The sequence below is a fragment of the Marinomonas colpomeniae genome (assembly GCF_014803385.1).
GTDB lineage: Bacteria > Pseudomonadota > Gammaproteobacteria > Pseudomonadales > Marinomonadaceae > Marinomonas > Marinomonas colpomeniae.
In genome coordinates, this window is the sequence record NZ_JACYFC010000002.1 from 755446 (window position 1) to 773630 (window position 18185).

Annotated in this window: 18 protein-coding genes; 12 read left to right on the top strand and 6 right to left on the bottom strand. The window is 42.0% G+C overall.

The window, feature by feature from the left end:
- Window positions 1-4 precede the first annotated feature (4 nt).
- The 5 genes from pseC (at window position 5) to galE (ending at window position 5756) form a co-directional block, all read left to right on the top strand.
- Complete coding sequence (gene pseC, locus IF202_RS08735; RefSeq protein WP_191594482.1) at window positions 5-1168, top strand: UDP-4-amino-4,6-dideoxy-N-acetyl-beta-L-altrosamine transaminase; 1164 nt, start codon at window positions 5-7, stop codon at window positions 1166-1168.
- On the top strand, window positions 1168-1854 hold the full coding sequence (gene pseF / locus IF202_RS08740) for a pseudaminic acid cytidylyltransferase (protein ID WP_191594483.1): 687 nt from the start codon (window positions 1168-1170) through the stop codon (window positions 1852-1854). The genes pseC and pseF overlap by 1 nt, the downstream gene beginning before the upstream one ends.
- The gene (gene pseG / locus IF202_RS08745; protein WP_191594484.1) at window positions 1848-3374 is read left to right on the top strand and encodes a UDP-2,4-diacetamido-2,4,6-trideoxy-beta-L-altropyranose hydrolase; all 1527 of its coding nucleotides are present in this window, start codon (window positions 1848-1850) and stop codon (window positions 3372-3374) included. The genes pseF and pseG overlap by 7 nt, the downstream gene beginning before the upstream one ends.
- 7 nt (window positions 3375-3381) lie before the next feature.
- Window positions 3382-4443, top strand: a complete 1062-nt coding sequence (pseI, locus tag IF202_RS08750) for a pseudaminic acid synthase (RefSeq protein ID WP_191594485.1) — start codon at window positions 3382-3384, stop codon at window positions 4441-4443.
- Between the two features lie 287 nt (window positions 4444-4730).
- Window positions 4731-5756, top strand: coding sequence for a UDP-glucose 4-epimerase GalE (galE, locus tag IF202_RS08755; protein ID WP_191594486.1), 1026 nt, complete (start codon window positions 4731-4733; stop codon window positions 5754-5756).
- 8 nt (window positions 5757-5764) lie between these two features.
- On the opposite strand, the gene IF202_RS08760 is transcribed toward galE, so the two are convergent.
- Entirely contained in the window at window positions 5765-7276 is a 1512-nt protein-coding gene (locus IF202_RS08760; protein WP_191594487.1) for a cobyric acid synthase, read from the bottom strand.
- An 85-nt stretch (window positions 7277-7361) separates the two neighbouring features.
- Here IF202_RS08760 and cbiB point away from each other — a divergent pair, with 85 nt between their 5' ends.
- From cbiB to IF202_RS08790, 6 genes are all read left to right on the top strand, one after another.
- The gene (gene cbiB / locus IF202_RS08765; RefSeq protein ID WP_191594488.1) at window positions 7362-8369 is read left to right on the top strand and encodes an adenosylcobinamide-phosphate synthase CbiB; all 1008 of its coding nucleotides are present in this window, start codon (window positions 7362-7364) and stop codon (window positions 8367-8369) included.
- A complete protein-coding gene (locus IF202_RS08770) occupies window positions 8354-9502 on the top strand; it encodes an aminotransferase class I/II-fold pyridoxal phosphate-dependent enzyme (RefSeq protein ID WP_191594489.1) in 1149 nt (382 codons plus the stop codon). The genes cbiB and IF202_RS08770 overlap by 16 nt, the downstream gene beginning before the upstream one ends.
- Window positions 9499-10017, top strand: coding sequence for a bifunctional adenosylcobinamide kinase/adenosylcobinamide-phosphate guanylyltransferase (gene cobU / locus IF202_RS08775; protein ID WP_191594490.1), 519 nt, complete (start codon window positions 9499-9501; stop codon window positions 10015-10017). Before IF202_RS08770 ends, cobU begins: the two co-directional genes overlap by 4 nt.
- Window positions 10018-10103: 86 nt before the next feature.
- A complete protein-coding gene (gene gpt, locus IF202_RS08780; RefSeq protein WP_191594491.1) occupies window positions 10104-10601 on the top strand; it encodes a xanthine phosphoribosyltransferase in 498 nt (165 codons plus the stop codon).
- A gap of 208 nt (window positions 10602-10809) precedes the next feature.
- A complete protein-coding gene (locus tag IF202_RS08785; protein WP_191594492.1) occupies window positions 10810-11220 on the top strand; it encodes a DUF2914 domain-containing protein in 411 nt (136 codons plus the stop codon).
- Window positions 11221-11299: 79 nt separating this feature from the next.
- Window positions 11300-11632 (top strand): DUF1904 family protein, encoded by a 333-nt coding sequence (locus IF202_RS08790; RefSeq protein ID WP_191594493.1) that lies wholly within the window; start codon window positions 11300-11302, stop codon window positions 11630-11632.
- Window positions 11633-11751: 119 nt separating this feature from the next.
- On the opposite strand, the gene astB is transcribed toward IF202_RS08790, so the two are convergent.
- From astB to IF202_RS08810, 4 genes are all read right to left on the bottom strand, one after another.
- A complete protein-coding gene (gene astB / locus IF202_RS08795) occupies window positions 11752-13098 on the bottom strand; it encodes an N-succinylarginine dihydrolase (RefSeq protein WP_191594494.1) in 1347 nt (448 codons plus the stop codon).
- Between the two features lie 37 nt (window positions 13099-13135).
- On the bottom strand, window positions 13136-14608 hold the full coding sequence (gene astD, locus IF202_RS08800; RefSeq protein WP_191594495.1) for a succinylglutamate-semialdehyde dehydrogenase: 1473 nt from the start codon (window positions 14606-14608) through the stop codon (window positions 13136-13138).
- Window positions 14609-14622: 14 nt separating this feature from the next.
- The gene (gene astA / locus IF202_RS08805; RefSeq protein WP_191594496.1) at window positions 14623-15660 is read right to left on the bottom strand and encodes an arginine N-succinyltransferase; all 1038 of its coding nucleotides are present in this window, start codon (window positions 15658-15660) and stop codon (window positions 14623-14625) included.
- Between the two features lie 100 nt (window positions 15661-15760).
- Entirely contained in the window at window positions 15761-16774 is a 1014-nt protein-coding gene (locus IF202_RS08810) for an arginine N-succinyltransferase (RefSeq protein ID WP_191594497.1), read from the bottom strand.
- A 157-nt stretch (window positions 16775-16931) separates the two neighbouring features.
- On the opposite strand from IF202_RS08810, the gene IF202_RS08815 reads away from it, so the two are divergent.
- Window positions 16932-17147, top strand: coding sequence for a DUF1653 domain-containing protein (locus tag IF202_RS08815; protein ID WP_191594498.1), 216 nt, complete (start codon window positions 16932-16934; stop codon window positions 17145-17147).
- Window positions 17148-17194: 47 nt separating this feature from the next.
- Here the strand turns inward: IF202_RS08815 and IF202_RS08820 are convergent, their stop codons facing one another.
- The gene (locus IF202_RS08820; RefSeq protein WP_191594499.1) at window positions 17195-18175 is read right to left on the bottom strand and encodes a LysR family transcriptional regulator; all 981 of its coding nucleotides are present in this window, start codon (window positions 18173-18175) and stop codon (window positions 17195-17197) included.
- Window positions 18176-18185: the final 10 nt, after the last annotated feature.

Here is an 18185-nt window from a genome sequence, read left to right on the forward strand (position 1 = left end):
CTCAATGATACCTTACGGAAAGCAGGATATTATTCAGGCAGACATTGATGCTGTTGTGGATGTGCTCAAATCTGATTTTCTGACGCAAGGTCCACAGGTACCTGCTTTTGAGAAGGCATTGAAAAATGCAACGGGTGCTGACTATGCACTTGCTGTGAATAGTGCTACCTCTGCTTTGCATATTGCTTGTTTGGCGCTCGATTTAGGTGCTGGAGATATATTATGGACAACGCCTATTACCTTTGTCGCATCGGCTAATTGTGGATTATATTGTGGTGCAGGGGTGGATTTTGTTGATATTGATCCAGCAACTTACAACTTATGTCCTCAGGCTCTTAAACTCAAACTAATTGAAGCCAAAGAACAAAATCGTTTGCCTAAAGTATTGGTCGCTGTGCATTTATGTGGTCAACCATGTGATATGAAAGCGATTCATGTGTTGGCGGTTGAATTCGGTTTCAAGGTGATTGAAGACGCTTCCCATGCCATTGGTGGGCGTTATCTAGACAGTTCAATCGGTTCATGTGAGTTTAGTGACATTACGGTATTTAGTTTTCATCCAGTAAAAATAGTCACTACCGCCGAAGGCGGCGCAGCATTAACGAATGATGACACACTTGCGAATAAAATGGCGCTTTATAGAAGTCATGGTATTACGCGCGATGAATCGTTAATGGAAAATACGCCCCATGGCAGTTGGTACTATGAACAAGTTACGTTAGGTTTTAATTACCGCATGACAGAATTGCAAGCGGCTCTGGGTGTTTCACAAATGGCGCGGTTAGAAGAGTTCGTGGCGACTCGTCATCGTTTGGCATCACGCTATTATGAAAAGCTTAATGATTTGCCAATCACCTTGCCTTATCAATTACCAAATACCTATTCGGGTCTGCACTTATTTGTTATTCGCATAGATTTGTCTAGGATTTCTAAAACACATAAATACGTGTTTGATGAATTAAGAGCACAAGGTATTGGTGTGAATCTGCATTACATTCCCGTTCACCTTCAGCCTTATTATCAGCGAATGGGATTTAAGCTTGGGGACTTTCCTCAGGCTGAAAGTTACTACACGAATGCTATTTCCTTGCCTATGTTTCATGGCATGACAGATGAACAGCAAGACGAAGTGATCTGTAAATTAACTGATATTTTAATGGGTAAGTAATGAATATAGCCATCATTCCTGCTCGTGGTGGGAGTAAGCGAATTCCACGCAAAAATATAAAGGCATTTCACGGAAAGCCTATGATTGCTTATTCCATAGAGGCGGCCTTAAAGAGTGGTTGCTTTGATCATGTGTTGGTATCGACGGATGATGAAGAGATTGCGTCCATTGCTTTGCAATATGGTGCAACAGTGCCTTTTATGCGTCCAGCAGAGATATCTGACGATTACGCAACAACATTAGATGTTATCGCCCATGGGTTAACCTGGTGTCAGCAAAATCAAATGGATATTGAAAATGCTTGTTGTATTTATGCCACAGCTCCTTTCATTAGTGCATCAAGTATAAAAGAGGGCTTGTCTGCACTTGCTGGCGATAACGTCCGTTACGCGTTTAGTGCGACCAGTTATGCATTTCCAATACAACGTGCTTTAAAAATTAATCCGCAAGATAGAGTCGAGATGTTTCATCCTGAACACTTAAATACTCGCTCACAGGATTTAGAAGATGCGTACCATGACGCTGGCCAGTTTTACTGGGGCAAAGCACAAGCATTTTTAAATAAAGAGCCTATCTTTGGTTCAAATTCGAAGGCGGTGCTTTTACCTCGTAAAAGAGTACAGGATATCGATACTCAAGAAGACTGGGAGCTGGCAGAAGCCTTATATCGAGTTATTGAATGTTAAAGGTTGTTATTCGTACTGACGCTTCTTTGCATATAGGAAGTGGTCATGTAATGCGTTGTTTGGTCTTGGCGGACGCACTTAAAAGAGCGGGTCATGGGGTGACTTTCCTAACACGCCCCCAGAAAGGCGACCTTATTCGCCTTATTAAAAAACGTGGTTTTTCTGTCTGTGAATTAAGTCAGCCCTTGCATTGGTTAGAACCAAAAACAACATCCGATTATGCCGCTTGGCTACAGGTTGAGGAGTGGCAAGATGCACAAGATTGTATGTCACAGTTAAGCCATGTGGATTTGGTTGTTGTTGATCATTATGGCATTGGAATCAAATGGCATCAGATCGTTAAATCTCAGTTTCACGGTAAAATCATGGTGATTGATGATTTAGTCAGAGAGCACGCTGCAGACCTGATCGTCGATCAAACATTATTAAGAAATCCCAATGAATACAAACCTTTAAACCCAACTTCCCAAGTTTTATCTGGGACTGACTACGCCATCATCCATCCTGATTTTGCCAAACTTCACACTGGTGCTCTTGTTAAATCAAAAGATTTTGAAGGTAGACCTCGAGTATTGGTTTCAATGGGTGGTGTGGATGCGCCCAATGCAACATGGCAAGTCTTAAAAGCATTGAAGCGAGACTTCCGTGAGCCTCCTTTGGTGACTGTTTTGCTAAGTGCGCGGGCTCCACATTATCAAACAGTTAAGGGGGTCGCGGAACAAGAAGAAGATTGGGTTACTCATATTGATTTTGTCGAAAATATGGCGGAATTTATGGCTCAATATGACATGGCTATAGGAGCTCCCGGTTCCACTTCTTGGGAGCGCGCGTGTTTAGGTATACCCAGTATTATCATTGCATTAGCGGATAACCAACTTACCATTTGTAAAAAACTTTCTGATGTCGGTGCCGCCATTAGTATAGATCTAGACTCCATTGATAAAGATTTAAAGAGTGCATACCAACAGCTATTGGCTAATTATGATCAGATGAAGAAAACGAATCTTGCATTATGTGATGGCTTAGGCGTGGATCGTATTGTCGAAAATATCGCGCTACTTTTTGATGACGTATTGCAATTAAGGTGTGCCTCGTTAAAGGATACGCAGCAAGTGTTTGAATGGCAGTGCGCACCTGAAACAAGACAGTATGCTTTAAACAAATCTGTGCCGAGCTTAGCAGAGCATCAGGCTTGGATGGAAAAGAAAGTCTCTAATTCAAACGATTATTTTTACATCATTGAAAGAGTGGATCTAGCCGAAGATTATCTAGAAGCTGTGGGTGTTGTCCGTTTGGATATGACCAAGAGTAATACTTACATTCTTTCTATTTTTATCGCCCCGACTCACTTTGGTAAAGGGTTCGCAAAGCAAGCTTTGAGTCTATTAGACAAGCAACATCCAAGCATTAGTATCAATGCTGTGGTACTCAAAGAAAATACTGCATCCCATGCGCTTTTTCATCGAGCAGGTTATATAAAAATAGATGAAGAAAATTATATTCGGCCGTCAATAGAATGAGGTACATATGAACGAATTTATTACCATCGATGGCAAAAAAATTGGCCCAGATTACGCCCCTTATATCATCGCGGAAATGTCAGCGAACCATAATGGCAACATAGAAAATGCTTACAAAATAATGGAAATGGCGAAAGAGTGTGGTGCGGACGCTATAAAGCTACAAACCTATCGACCAGATACCATTACCATGAAAAGCGAATCCCCTGAGTTTTTAATCAAAGGTGGCTTGTGGGATGGAAAGACGCTCTATGACTTATATGAAGAAGCTCACATGCCATGGGAATGGCATAAGCCATTGTTTGAGAAAGCAAAGGAATTAGGCATCACGATCTTCAGTTCACCCTTTGATTTTACTGCGGTTGATCTGTTAGAAACACTGGATGCTCCAGCGTATAAAATTGCTTCTTTTGAAGCGATTGATTTACCATTGATTGAATACGTTGCGAAAACCGGTAAGCCAATGATTATCTCCACCGGTATGGCGAGCGAAGAAGAAATTCGTGAAGCGGTAGAGACAGCTCAAAACGCAGGGTGTAAAGAGCTTATCGTCTTGCATTGTGTCAGTGGTTATCCTGCCCCATCGGAAGATTACAACTTAGCCACCATACCTGATATGGCAGCACGGTTTGATGTGCTTACAGGCTTATCAGATCACACAATAGACAATACAACAGCGATAACATCCGTGGCTCTGGGAGCGTGTTTAATAGAGAAACACGTTACCTTAAATAGAAGTGGCGGTGGTCCTGACGACAGTTTCTCTTTAGAAAAACCAGAATTAATACAACTATGCCGAGACAGCAAAATCGCTTGGAAAGCACTTGGCAAAGTGAATTATGAACGAAAAGAAAGTGAGAAAGGTAATGCTATCTTTAGGCGCTCACTTTATGTTGTTAAAGATATTGCCAAAGGTGAGCTTTTTACGCATAACAATATCAGAAGTATCCGGCCTGGCTATGGTTTGGCTCCTAAGTATTTATACGACGTGATCGGCACTGTGGCGAATAAAGACATAAAAGCAGGTGTAGCTTTGACAAGTGATCTGATAGAAGACAATACTTTGTAAAATGACTGACCGCATAATAAAAGTTGTTATGTCTAATTTAGAGAGGTCTTATGTCAAACATGTTGCTAATAGGATGTTCTTTTGAATCCAGAGTGATTTTACTGTGAAAAAATCGAAGGCATAACTGGCGAAGGTATTGTTTTTTTGTTTCCAAATTGTACTACATCGTTATGAAGGTAAAAGAATTGCTTCACCCTGATAAGTCACTTAATAAATGTATCGTAGACTAGGTTGTCAAGCTGATAAAAAAGATTAAATAGTTTTAAGATTTAATAAAAGGATTAAGTATGAAGACGATTTTAGTAACAGGTGGCACAGGATTTATCGGTAGTCATACTTGTGTTGAATTGTTGCAGCAGGGTTATTCTGTTGTTGTGGTTGATAATCTATGTAACTCCAATGCGGAAGTACTAAATCGAATTCATGCTATTTCTGGTGAAAATGTGGATTTTTATCACGTGGATTTACTTGATAAAGCCGCACTTGACTCTATTTTTATTGACCATGATATTGATGCAGTTATTCACTTTGCAGGTCTTAAAGCGGTTGGAGAATCCACTCAAATTCCTTTGTCTTATTATCATAATAATTTAACTGGAACTTTGAATTTGTTGGATGTGATGGCAAGTCATAATGTTTTTGATTTTGTATTTAGCTCATCCGCTACGGTTTATGGTGAGCACAATCCGATTCCTTATGTAGAGCATTTTCCGCTGAATTCAACCAGTCCGTATGGTCGAACAAAAGTTATGATCGAGCAATTTCTTCAAGACGCTTTTGTATCTGATCCTAGATGGAATGTCTCGTTACTGCGTTATTTTAATCCTGTAGGTGCCCATCCAAGTGGTTTGATTGGTGAAGACCCAAACGGGATTCCTAATAACTTGATGCCTTTTATTACTCAAGTGGCAGTGGGGAAACGGTCAAGTTTAAGTGTATTTGGTGGCGATTACCCAACACCAGACGGTACTGGTGTAAGAGACTATATCCATGTGGTGGATTTGGCATTGGGGCATATCAAGGCACTTGAAAAGCTTGCAAGTCAGGCTGTGAAAAGCATTGATGCTTATAACTTAGGTGCAGGAAAAGGCTCTAGTGTATTAGATGTAGTACGTGCTTTTGAAAAGGCATCTAATAAAAAAATCCCCTACGAAATTATGCCGCGACGTGCTGGTGACATTGCTGAGTTTTATGCTGATCCGCAAAAAGCAGCTGACGAACTTGGTTGGGAAGTACAACTGTCGTTAGAAGAAATGTGTCGAGATGCTTGGCACTGGCAAAGCAACAACCCTAATGGATATGTTTTAGAGTAAACTCTAAGTCACAAGTTAAAGGTCTTACATTTTTTAATTAACTCGTCGATGTTCATATTCATTTCTGTGCTGTCGGCGAGTCGGTTGATTTCGCTGTCGCGGAGTTGGTCGTAGTCAAAGTGATGGGCTTGGTTGACGCCGGCCCATTCTAATAACGCGTTGAGTGCTTCTGGGTGATCAAATACACCATGGAGATAAGTGCCAATGATGTTGTTATCTTCTGAGACAAAACCTTCTTCTTCACCGTTTTCTAGGGTCGCAAAGTGGTTTACTTTATTTGAGAAGTGCGACACACCAGAATGAATCTCATAGCCAGTAAGTTGACTAATATGCTTGTCTAGGTTTGGGGTATCTAGGTTAGAAATGTCTAGATTAAGAGTTCCTTGGCGTTGTTTGAGTTTTTTGTCTTCCTCTAAGACGGTTTCCATTGGAATAAAGCCAAGCCCCGCTGATTCTGTATTGGCCTGTTGGTTTTCTAATCCTAATGGATCCAGCAGTTTTTCACCCAGCATTTGAAAACCACCGCAAATCCCAATGATTTTTCCACCGTATCTTAGATGTTTGTTCAAATAGTTTTCCCAGCCTTGGTTACGTAAAAAGGAGAGGTCACTTTGTACGCTTTTGCTACCGGGCAAGATTATCAAGTCTGCAGGTGGAATGGCTTCGTTAGCGCCAACTAAAGTGACTTGCACATCGGGGTGAAGGCGTAACGCGTCCCAATCTGTGTGATTACTGGTGCGTGGCATGATTGGAATGACGATATTGAGTTTCGTGTCTGCATCAGTTTTAAGTGGGCTTTTGGTGACGGCATCTTCGGATTCAAGATGGAAACCTGTGAGGTAAGGCAAAACGCCTAAAACGGGTTTGCCTGTACGTTTTTCTAACCAATCTAAACCGGATTGCAACAAACTAATATCACCACGAAAGCGATTGATGACAAAACCAATGACGCGATCTTGCTCGCTCTGGCTGAGTAAATCCAATGTGCCAACAAGGTGAGCAAATACCCCGCCTTTGTCGATGTCGGCAATGATGATTACTGGGCAATCAATGCTTTCTGCAAACCCCATGTTGGCGATATCGCGAGCGCGTAAATTGATTTCGGCTGGGCTGCCAGCTCCTTCGATCAATACGGCGTCGTATTGTGCCGCCAGTCGATAATATGAGTCTAGCGCCGCTTCTTTGGCGACACTCTTGTATTCATGATAGCCAACGGCGTTCATATTGCCAATGGCTTTGCCTTGGATAATGACTTGTGCGCCCGTGTCTGTGTTTGGTTTTAACAGAATAGGATTCATGTCTACGTGAGGTTCTAAGCCGGCTGCGTAGGCTTGTACGGCTTGTGCACGTCCGATTTCATTGCCATCGTTTGTCACTGCACTGTTTAAGGCCATATTTTGTGGCTTAAAGGGTGCGACTTGAATGCCACGTCGAGCAAACAAGCGACACAGTGCTGTCACTAGGGTACTTTTTCCTGCGTCCGAGGTGGTGCCTTGGACCATTAAACTAAAAGCTGGCATTCAGTTCATCACGCTTTAAATCAATAAGATGATAGAATTCTACCTTACCTTGTTATCTTATTAAGTGAAAAAACGACCTATATTTATGATCCTTTCTCATTCAGACAGTATTTTTACTGATTTCTTTGGAATATTGTCGACCACAAGTTTAATTTTATTGGCAGCCTTGGTGCTTGACCGCTTATTGGGCGAGCCGAAAAATTGGCATCCGCTTATTTGGTTTGGTCGCTGGGTAGACCTTTGTCGTCAATATACTCAGCTACCTTTGGAAGCCGATCAACAAAGACAACGTATTGGCGGCATTCTGGCTTGGTTACTGGCCGTGATGCCTTGGCTGCTTATTTTATTGGCTATGTTTTGGTTATTACCTGATTGGCTAGATAACCTTTTGTCTGTTGTCGTGCTGTATTTCGCGATTGGTTGGCAAAGTCTACGAGAGCATGCGTTGGCGATTTATCAGCCTTTATCTTCTTCACCTCTGACACCTGAAAAACTCGATGAAGCACGTCTCGCGGTCAGTTATATCGTCAGTCGAGATACGAAAGCGCTAAATGAATCCGACGTGGCAAAAGCGGGTATTGAATCAGTGTTAGAAAATGGCAGCGATGCGATTTTTGCACCGATTTTTTGGTTTTTGATACTCGGCGCGCCGGGTGTGTTGTTATATCGACTAGCGAATACATTGGATGCCATGTGGGGCTATAAAACCGAAGATCTTTTGTACTTTGGCTGGTTTGCCGCACGTTTTGATGATGTTTTGAATTACGTGCCAGCACGATTGGTTATTTACAGCTACGCAGCTTGTGGCAACTGGCATAAAGCGATTCGCAGTTCTCGCCGAGCCTCTGCACGTTGGAAAAGTCCAAACGCTGGCCCAGTTATGGCGGCGGGTGCCGGTGCCTTAGGTATTTTATTAGGTGGCGAAGCTCAGTATTTCGGTAAAACGGAAACCAGACCCGTTCTTGGTGACGAAGAGAGTGATGAAACGTCAGGGGACAGTAATAAACCAGAGCCTAAACATTTGAACGATGCTATTTTGTTGGTGGATAAAAGCGTGTATTTGTGGGGGTTGATTATATGTCTTCTAGTATAGTTTTTTCAGGTGACGTTTCTTCAGATAAAAAACCTTCGAAACTCAACGCCGCTTCACCAAAACACGGTGGTGATTTAGCCTATTGGCAGCGAAAAGTAGGCAATGATGCGCTGAATTGGTTAGACCTGTCTTCCGCCTGTAACCGTGAACCTTGGCCGGTTCCTACAATAGATCCTGAACTTTGGATGACGTTACCTGATCAAACTGCTTTATTGGATGCCGCTGAAAAGTATTACGGGCATCGTCCGAATGCAGTTGGAGCTGGTTCGCAGCATATTATTGAATCTTTACCTTTGTTAATAAAAGAAAGCCTTCTCATTAAAGCAAGCCGATCACTAAAAAATAACATCGTTTTTGTGCCGAGAATGGGTTACCAAGAACACGCTTTTGCTTGGCAAAAGTGGGGATTCGAATTGGCTTATTACGATTCGATTGATTCCTTGTTTGAACAAGCGTTTGCGGTTGCAGTGATCATTCAGCCTAATAATCCGACAGGCGAGTGGGCGAAGACAGAAACATTGTCTGCTCTGGTTGATCATAGTGAACAGCAAGGTGCGAGCCTGATCGTAGACGAAGCCTTTGTTGATTCTTGTCCAGAGCTTAGTTTGTTGGCTCAACGAAATAACGATCAATGGCCTGAGCCTTTATTTGTGCTGAGATCGGTTGGTAAGTTCTTTGGTTTGGCGGGCGCTCGGGTTGGCTTCGTTTTTTGTGCTGACAAATGGCAGCAGGTTTTAAAAAATTTAATGGGGCCTTGGCCTGTGGCGACACCAAGTTTACATTTAGTGAGTTTGGCGTTTTCTGATGTGGAATGGCAAACACAAGCATTTGTCTCTCTGAAACAGCGTCAATCTGCTTTTATCGAACGCGTTATGCCGAAATTTAATACTATTTTTGATTCCCAAGACAGTACGCTGAATGCCTTATTTATTACTTGGCATCTAGGCAGTGATGAGTATGCTAAGCAGGTTTTTACTATGTTGCATCAGGTTGGCATTCACACTCGTTTAGGTGAAGGTTGGATCCGAGTAGCACTGCCTGCAATGGGTGAGATGGAAATGCTAGATAGAGCGCTTATTCGGTTATTAAAAAGTGCGGGAAATATTGAGTTCAAAAGAGGAGAGCTAGCATGAAGCATTTAGTGCTTGGTGGAGTTCGTAGTGGTAAAAGTGCCTTTGCTCAAGAGCAAGTGGCCACCTCAGGTAAACCAGTGTGTTATGTGGCAACTTCCCAAGTGTGGGATGACGACATGGAAAAGCGCGTTCAACGGCATAAAGAGAATCGTCCTGCAGAGTGGCGTTTGATTGAAGAACCGTTAGCGCTTGCGGATGTTTTGAACTCACTTAATTCACCAAACCAAGCCGTGATTGTTGAATGTTTTACCTTGTGGCTGACGAACTTACTTTGCTTGGAAGACGAAGCGCGTTTAGTTAAAGAGAAATTAGCACTATTAAGCGTCGTCGAAAATTTTCAAGGTGACTTAGTTTTGGTTTCCAGCGAAGTCGGTTTGGGTATTATGCCGATGAATGCTTTAGCACGACGATTCGCGGATGAAGCGGGTGAAATGAACCAAGCCTTGGCTAAATTGACCAATCGGGTAACTTTAGTTGCGGCAGGGTTGCCTATGCCGTTAAAATCCACGCTTTAAATTTTAAAGTCAAGAAAGAGTCACTTTGAAGCTGTAAGCTGACTGATCTAACGACTAACTTCCACTTATAGAATCATAGGAACCACATGACCCCTTATTCAAAAGATTTCCCTGTTTCATGGGAAGAGTTACACCGTAATGCACGTGCCCTGTCTTGGCGTTTACTCGAGCAAGGTCCCTGGAAAGGTATTATTGCGATTACTCGTGGTGGTTTGGTTCCTGCTGCTATTTTGTGTCGAGAAATGGACATTCGTTTAATCGATACGATTTGTGTTGTTAGCTACGAAGATGGTGAGAAAGGTGAGGGTGCTACTAAACAAGGTGAGCTGAACATACTGAAAGGTGTTGAAGGTGATGGTGAAGGCTTCATCCTAATTGACGATCTTGTTGATACTGGCCGCACAGCTCAAAAAGTACGTGAAATGTTACCAAAAGCACATTTTGCTACCATTTATGCGAAGCCTGCTGGTAAACCATTAGTTGACACTTTTGTCACCGAAGTAAGTCAAGATACTTGGATTCGATTCCCTTGGGACATGGAATATACATTTTCTACTCCACTGGTTAATCGTCAAGACACTTAAATGCTTCCTTTTTACTGTCAGATTTCAGTCATACAGCATAAAGAATGAGAGAATTTGCAAAATTACACAAATCTCTCATTCTTCTTACGCTTTTTTAAGCTAAATTTATCTATAGGGTATATTCATAGAAGTGCTGCTGTTAGAGCTGTTATGTTTATGATGTCTAATTTTTATTGGTCTTTGGCTTAAAGACACGAAAGGACTTTTTATGTGGCAAGTGTTAACTCGATTCATTTTCACAAGTATTTTATCTATTTCCATGATGTCTCTTCCTGCTTGGGCAGAAGGCACTATTGCTCGTGCTCAATTTTCTACAGATGTCATCGACAGAGAACCAATTGATGACATAGGGCCTACCGTAAAAGTGGAGTATGGTGAAATTCAGAATGTGTATTTTTTCACTGATTTACGAGATATGTCTGGTAGTCAAGTTGTCCATAGATGGAAGTTGGATGGCGATGCACAGGCTGATGTTGCCTTTGATATTGGTGGCGATAGATGGCGAGTATGGTCAAGTAAGCGATTGTTACCAGGATTTGATGGGACGTGGAGTGTAGACATCGTGGTTGATGATCTGGTGGTAGAGAGTCATTCATTTGATTATGTGGATGATTACTAAGAAATAAGACATGCTTTATTATTGAAAAACCTTCATTTTTTATCAGTAAATTATGAATAGCTATTAGTTAGGAGTATGTATGCCTCATATCCGTGTTCGTGGATTATCTTTTGATGAATTAGAGACAGTGTCGGACATTCTGATTGAAAATTTAGCGGAAGTAACTGATACACCGAATTCTCATTTTACCCTCGAGTATCAATCAACTACTTATCTTGCTGTGGGTGGCGCTTCTCCTGCGTATCCATTTTTTGAGGTTTTGTGGTTTGATCGAGGCGATGATATTAAGAAAAAAGTTGCATTGATTTTCGAAGAATTATTTCGACCGCTTGTAGACAGCGGGCAGGATATAGCTGTTTTGTTTCATGATCATCAAGGCAAAAACTACTATGAAAACGGCGAGCATTTTTAATGCCTAATGTTTGAATTACTAGATCTTATTGTTTGTTTTTAAAGTAACTTTATTTGAAATGAAAAAATGGCGAATAATAGAAATATTATTCGCCATTTTTATTGCCTAATTTTTTCTACTTATCTCTGGAATTCGTACACACTACCGAGATTGAGAATTTGTGTTAATTCATCAAGCGCCGTGTGGCTTTCCAATAATAATTGGGGGTCGGCTAGATCTGCTTCTCTCAACTCATCGCGATAATGCTTGTCTACCCACTGGTTTAAGCGTTCAAATAATGTGTTGCTCATCAAGGTTGATGGATTTACCGCTTTACATTCTGCGTCCGTTAATACGACTCGTAAACGCAAACACGCTGGACCACCACCGTTGCTCATGCTTTGCTTGAGGTCAAACATTTTGATTTCATTGATTGGTGATTGTCCTTCCACCAATTCATTTAAGTAATTCCAAACGGTGCTATTATTTTCGCATTCTCCCGGAACCACAAGTACCATATCGTTATCGCCACGGCTCAATAATTGACTATTAAACAAATAAGACTGAACACAATCTTCTATAGATATTCGATTGCTTGGCACTTCAATAAGATGAAATTGAGATGCTCTGTCGCCCCAAGCTTTTAGTAAGTCTTGTTTCATTTTTGCAGTATCTAGAAACGCTTCCTGATGATAAAAGTGCGTATTTCTATTACCAACAGCAATGACGTCGTTGTGGAAAACGCCAGCATCGATGACCGCAGGGTTTTGTTGTGCGTAAACCACTTGTTTATCAGATAAACCATGAGCGCGAGCAACCGCTTGAGACGCTTCTAAAGTATGACGGGCTGGGAATTTGGTTGGCCGAGGCGAATCTTGGTTAAATGCTTCCATTCCATAAACAAAGAATTCGATACCTTGCTCACCATATTGATCACAAAAACGAGTGTGATTGGCTGCACCTTCATCACCAAAATGATCGACGTTTGGTAAAGCATTGTGATGGGAAAAGTGTATTTCATCTTTAAATGTGGCTTGTAGTATCGCCCCTGTAGTTTCATGCTCAATAGAGCGATGGAACTTGTTAATCAAGTTTGCTGGTGTGAAATGGACACGCCCGTCACTGGTATCTCCACTTGGCGAGACTGTGGCTGCGTTGGCTGTCCACATACAGGAAGCAGAGCTTACCGCCGCTAATAATTTAGGAGCCTGTTTAGTCACTTGTTCTAGTACTTTTGTATCAGAACCTGCGAAGCCAAGTTTGCGTAGGGTAGGAATATGTGGGCGTTCGTGTGGTGCTAATACACCTTGCACAAAACCCATATCCGCCAAGGCTTTCATTTTGGTTAAGCCTTGTTTCGCTGCGGCTTTCGGGTTGGAGGCACGAGTTGAGTTATTCAATGAAGCGACATTACCAAAAGAAAGGCCGCTGTAATTGTGAGTTGGTCCCACTAAACCGTCAAAATTGGCTTCTGTTGCTTTATTCATAATAACTTCTCTGTCCATTGTTGATCACTGCTAGTACTTAAATGGTTAAACCGTGGCCTAGTTTCTCTGGCATGGTTAAGCTGTCTGCTTCAATACTTGAAACAGGGTAAGCGCAATAGTCAGCAGCGTAGTAAGCGCTCGCTCTGTGGTTGCCACTTGCACCAGTGCCACCGAAAGGTGCATTACTGGATGCGCCTGTAGTTTGGCGGTTCCAATTGATAATGCCAGCACGGCTATGTTGTAAAAACCACTCATACTCGGTTTTATCATTTGATAATAAACCAGCGGATAAACCAAACTGAGTATTGTTAGCGATAGTCATAGCTTGACCCAATGAATCGTAACGAATCACGGTAAGTAGAGGGCCGAAGTACTCTTGATCTGGTAAATCATCAAGCATGTTAGTCGCGTCAATAATACCTGGAGTGACAAAGCCAGTTTTGCTGTCACCTCGGGTCATTTCTAACAAGGGCTCTGCGCCCAGTTTTATCAGTTTTTGATAGGCTTGTAGCATGCCATCAGCAGCTTGTGCTGAAACAATTGGCCCCATGAAAGGCTGCTCATCAGCGTCATAACGGTCGATTCGTAAGGCTTTAGTTGCTGTGATCAGTGATTGTAAAATGGTATCTCCATGAGTCCCTTTTGGTAAAAGTAAACGGCGTGCGCAAGTACAACGTTGTCCGGCTGAGATGAAAGCAGATTGAATGATTTCATGAACCGCCGCTCGTTGATCTGCAATTTTTTCAGAAACTAATAGAGGGTTATTTCCACCCATTTCTAATGCCAAAATTTTACCTGGATGTCCGGCAAAATCTTTATGTAGAATGTGACCAACTTGTGGGCTACCGGTGAAGAACAAGCCATCAATACCTTGATGATTCGCTAGAGCAACACCTGTTTCTCTTTCGCCTTGAAGCAAGTTCAGTACACCTGCAGGTAAACCGGATTGTTCCCACAGTTGAATAATAAGGTCCGATGTTGCGGGCGCTTGTTCGCTTGGCTTGAAGACAACCGTATTACCCGCAATAAGTGCTGGAACTATGTGACCATTCGGTAAATGTCCCGGGAAATTGTAAGGACCAAATACCGCAACGACACCATGTGGACGGTGACGTAATTTCGCTGTTGCGCCTGGCATAGGTGTGGTTTTCTCACCTGTACGTTCATGATAAGCCTGTTTTGATATGGCAATTTTACCCACCATAGCAGCCGCTTCTGTGCGCGTTTCCCAAATTGGCTTGCCAGTTTCCCGGCTAATGACGGTAGCGATGGCTTCACTGTTTTCTTTTACTAAGGCTGCAAAGACATCAATAATAGCAAGACGTTCTTCAAGAGGGCGGTTTGCCCATGCTGGAAAAGCATCGCGTGCGGCATGAATGGCTAAATCAACTTGCTGAACTGTGGCGGTGTTCGCTTGCCATACTAGACTGGCATCGGCAGGATCGATAGAACGTAAAATATTGCCTTCGCCTTGTAGCCATTGGCCATTGATATATATGGCTTGATTCATAGTGACCACTCCTTTTAAGAATTAGATGATAATTCAACGATACGAATAGAATCTTCGGTTTTGATACAAAGGTTGTCTGCTTCTTCCTGAGTTAAAGTCATAGCAGTATCTGGCGGTATCGAACTTTGAATTAAGATACAGCGAAAGTCAGTCACTTTAGCGTTGGATACAAGATAATAGCTGCCTTCTCCTGCTCCTTTTGGTTGGCCAATGTTAGCAAGGCACAAGCGACTGTCTCGAACTGCTCGAATGTCTTGGACTCTGGCTTCTAAACTTGGGCCGCCATCAAAAATATCTACATAGTTTTCGTAACGAAAACCTTCCTGTTCCAAAAGGCGACGAGCTGGTGCAGTGTTTGTATGAACTTGTCCTAAAACGTCTCGAGCTTCTTTTGGTAGTAAATTGACGTAAACCGGATTGTTTGGCATTAATTCAGCGATAAATTGTTTGTTGCCTTGGGAAGTAAGTTCGTCAGCTTGTACAAAGTCGATAGAGAAAAAATGACGGCCAAGGCTTTCCCACAAAGGTGATACGCCATTTTCGTCGCTTACGCCCCGCATTTCAGCAAAGACCTTCTCTGTAAAGCGCTCAGGAAACTGCGCCATAAACATAAAGCGCGCTTTAGATAGTAGCTGCCCGTTTTTAGAATGACGGTAGTTTTCTTCTAAAAATAAAGTACATATCTCACTGAAACCTGTGAAGTCGTTATTCAATATAAGAGTCGGAACCGCATTGTGAACGCCGAGTTCTCTTGATGCATGAGTGATTGTGCCTAAGTGATAGCTGTAGAACGGCTCTTCTAAACCAACCGTTGCCAATATGCCACATGTACCAACGATATCGCCTGTGGTTGTGTCTTCAAGCACCATTAAGTAGTCTTCGTCTGTTGGTGAGCTAACATTCTCTTTGCAGAATGAGCGTACGGCACCATTGATTTTTTTTTGTAGAGTGGCTTCATTTGCGACCAAAGAGGTAAAGCCTATCCCTGTTTTTTCTGCAAGTCGATAAAGCGACTTCAGGTCATTTTGATTAATAGGACGTATGACCATCATGATTGTAATCCTCTAAGATCCAGTAAAATTGCCGTGTAATTGTTAGATAATGTTATTTCAATGAAGACAACAACATTGTTATACACAATAAAAACAGTGTTTAAAGTGTAGCCCATTGAATGCGATGGCCCGGTGAAACAGCCAACCTTTCTTGGGTTGCTTGCTCTAGGCCTAACCCCGCAGCTTGTGGTTCAGCAGGAGCGGCTGTCACTCGGAAAGATTCTAAGTGACCAGCAGAGACAATGTGCATCGCGCCTTTTGATATCTCAGTCAGTGTTAATGCCTTACCTGATTTTTGATTGGCGATGGTATTCAAATTTTCTGTACGAGCTTCAATGGTTGGACCCGCATCAAAAATATCCACGTAGCCACGAAATTCAAAACCTTCTTCCAAAAGTATATCTGCACTTTGGCTCGACTTTTCGTGTATAACTCCAATCGCATCCTGTGCAGCTTCAGGCAATGTTGGAACGTAAATGGGATAGCGTGGCATCAAATCAGCGATAAAATGTTTATTACTTATTGCAGAAAGATAATCGGCTTTTTGGAAATCCATGGAAAAGAAGTGTTTTCCAAGCGCATCCCAAAAGGCCGAATAACCATGTTTATCACTTTCACCACGTAATTCGACAAATAGGCGCTTAGTGAAACGCTCTGGATAACGTGCAATAAAGAGCAATCTAGCTTTGGATAGCAGTGCCATAGCCGTCGCATTTTGGTGAGCTTTATCAACCACTAGGGCAATAAGTCGACTAGTGCCACTGTAATCATGGCATAAAAAAAGCGCAGGAATACGATTGTGGATTTGTAATTGAGGTGAAGCGTGTACTACTTCATCAATACGATAGCTGTAAAAAGGAGCATCATTACCAACGATAGCGTCTATGCCACAACAACCGACAATTTCATCCTTACTGGTATCAACCAAAACAAACAAGTAGGATTCATCTCCTGGCTGTATGACATCTGTTTGCAAAGAGCGACGCGACGATGCAATTTTATCATTTAAGCGCTCTCTATTTGCTGGAAAATTTGTGATGCCAATACCTGCCTGTTGAGCAAGACGTTCTAGTGCGGGAAGATCTGCAAAATCCACAGTGCGTACTAGATACATATAAAAATCCTGAAATCAGTTAATTAGGCGATTATGTGTTCAGTATTATTGCTGAGTTATAGGAAGGGTGTAAGAGTAAAACTTTCTAATTAGCGACAAGTATTTCTGGATATTGGCTTGTTATAGTCGATTTTTTAAAAGTATAGAGAGTTAAAAAATGAAAAAAGGCGTTTATCAGCATTACAAAGGTGCAAAATATTGGGTCGAACGTGTGGTAAAACACAGTGAAACTGAAGAAAGCTTGGTGATTTATCAAGCCTTGTATGGTGAGTTTGATTGGTGGGCTAGACCGTTAAGTATGTTTAAAGAAAGTGTCGATATAAATGGAGAGAGTATCCCACGCTTTGAATGGTTAAAAGCCGAACGTAACTAGGGATAGTCTTTATGAGAAAGCAAGGTAGGGAGCATTTAATAGATAAATCAATTGGGTGGATGCATCCAAGGTGATTCACGCATAAAGTGAATGATCTGTTCTCTTAACCAGCGATGGGCCAGGTCGTTATTGAAGCGTTCATGCCATAAAATATGAATAGGAAGTCGCCCTGCGTTCTCATCTAAATCAATGACTTCCTGTGGTATAGGTAAGATTTTCACCGGAATCATACAGTTGTCTTTGCACATGATTTTTAAAAACAAATCACCAATAGATCGAGATGTTACTAGCGCCATGCCTTGCTTCACTGCTTGCATGGTTGCCATTAGGCTATCTGTTTCTAATGTCGGTTTAAGAATATAGCCCTGTTGTTTCAGTTTTTGTTCTGTTCTTGTAAAAGAGCTGTTCCGATTGTGGCGCCAATTTGGTTTCACCACTTTGTGCTCAAGTAGTTCTTTTAATGACACCATTTCTTGGTGAAACAAAGGGTGAGCTTCGCCAAGTAGAATGCATGCTTCCATGTGACCAACCAGTTTGCTGCGAATATTTCCCGGTGTGTCATTTATTCGCATAATGCCAAGATCAACATGACCTGAGATTAATTCGTCAAACTGTGAGTCTCCCCACGCGGTGATCGCCAGCCTTACGTTTGGTGCTTCATCTTGTATTGAGGCTAACAGCGGTTCGATAAAATTTTCTAAATCTCCTTCATCAACACGAAGTTTAAAGCGGCGATCTAGATTTTTTAAATCTAAAGCGTTTGGACTCATTAACTCAGAGAGTGAGTTTAAAATTGGTTGAATCATATCGTGTAATTCAGCCGCTCGTGCTGTGGGGGTTAACCCATATGCTTGTCGAGTAAATAAGGAATCTTTAAACACATCTCTTAATCGCTGTAAGCTTTTGCTAAGGGCAGGCTGAGTAACCCCTAACTTCTCAGCGGCACGAGAAACACTGCCTTCTTCCATGATGGTAGTAAAAGCAACGAGTAGCTTGATGTCTAATTTTAAAATGTCATTTAGGAGCATAAACTTCTCT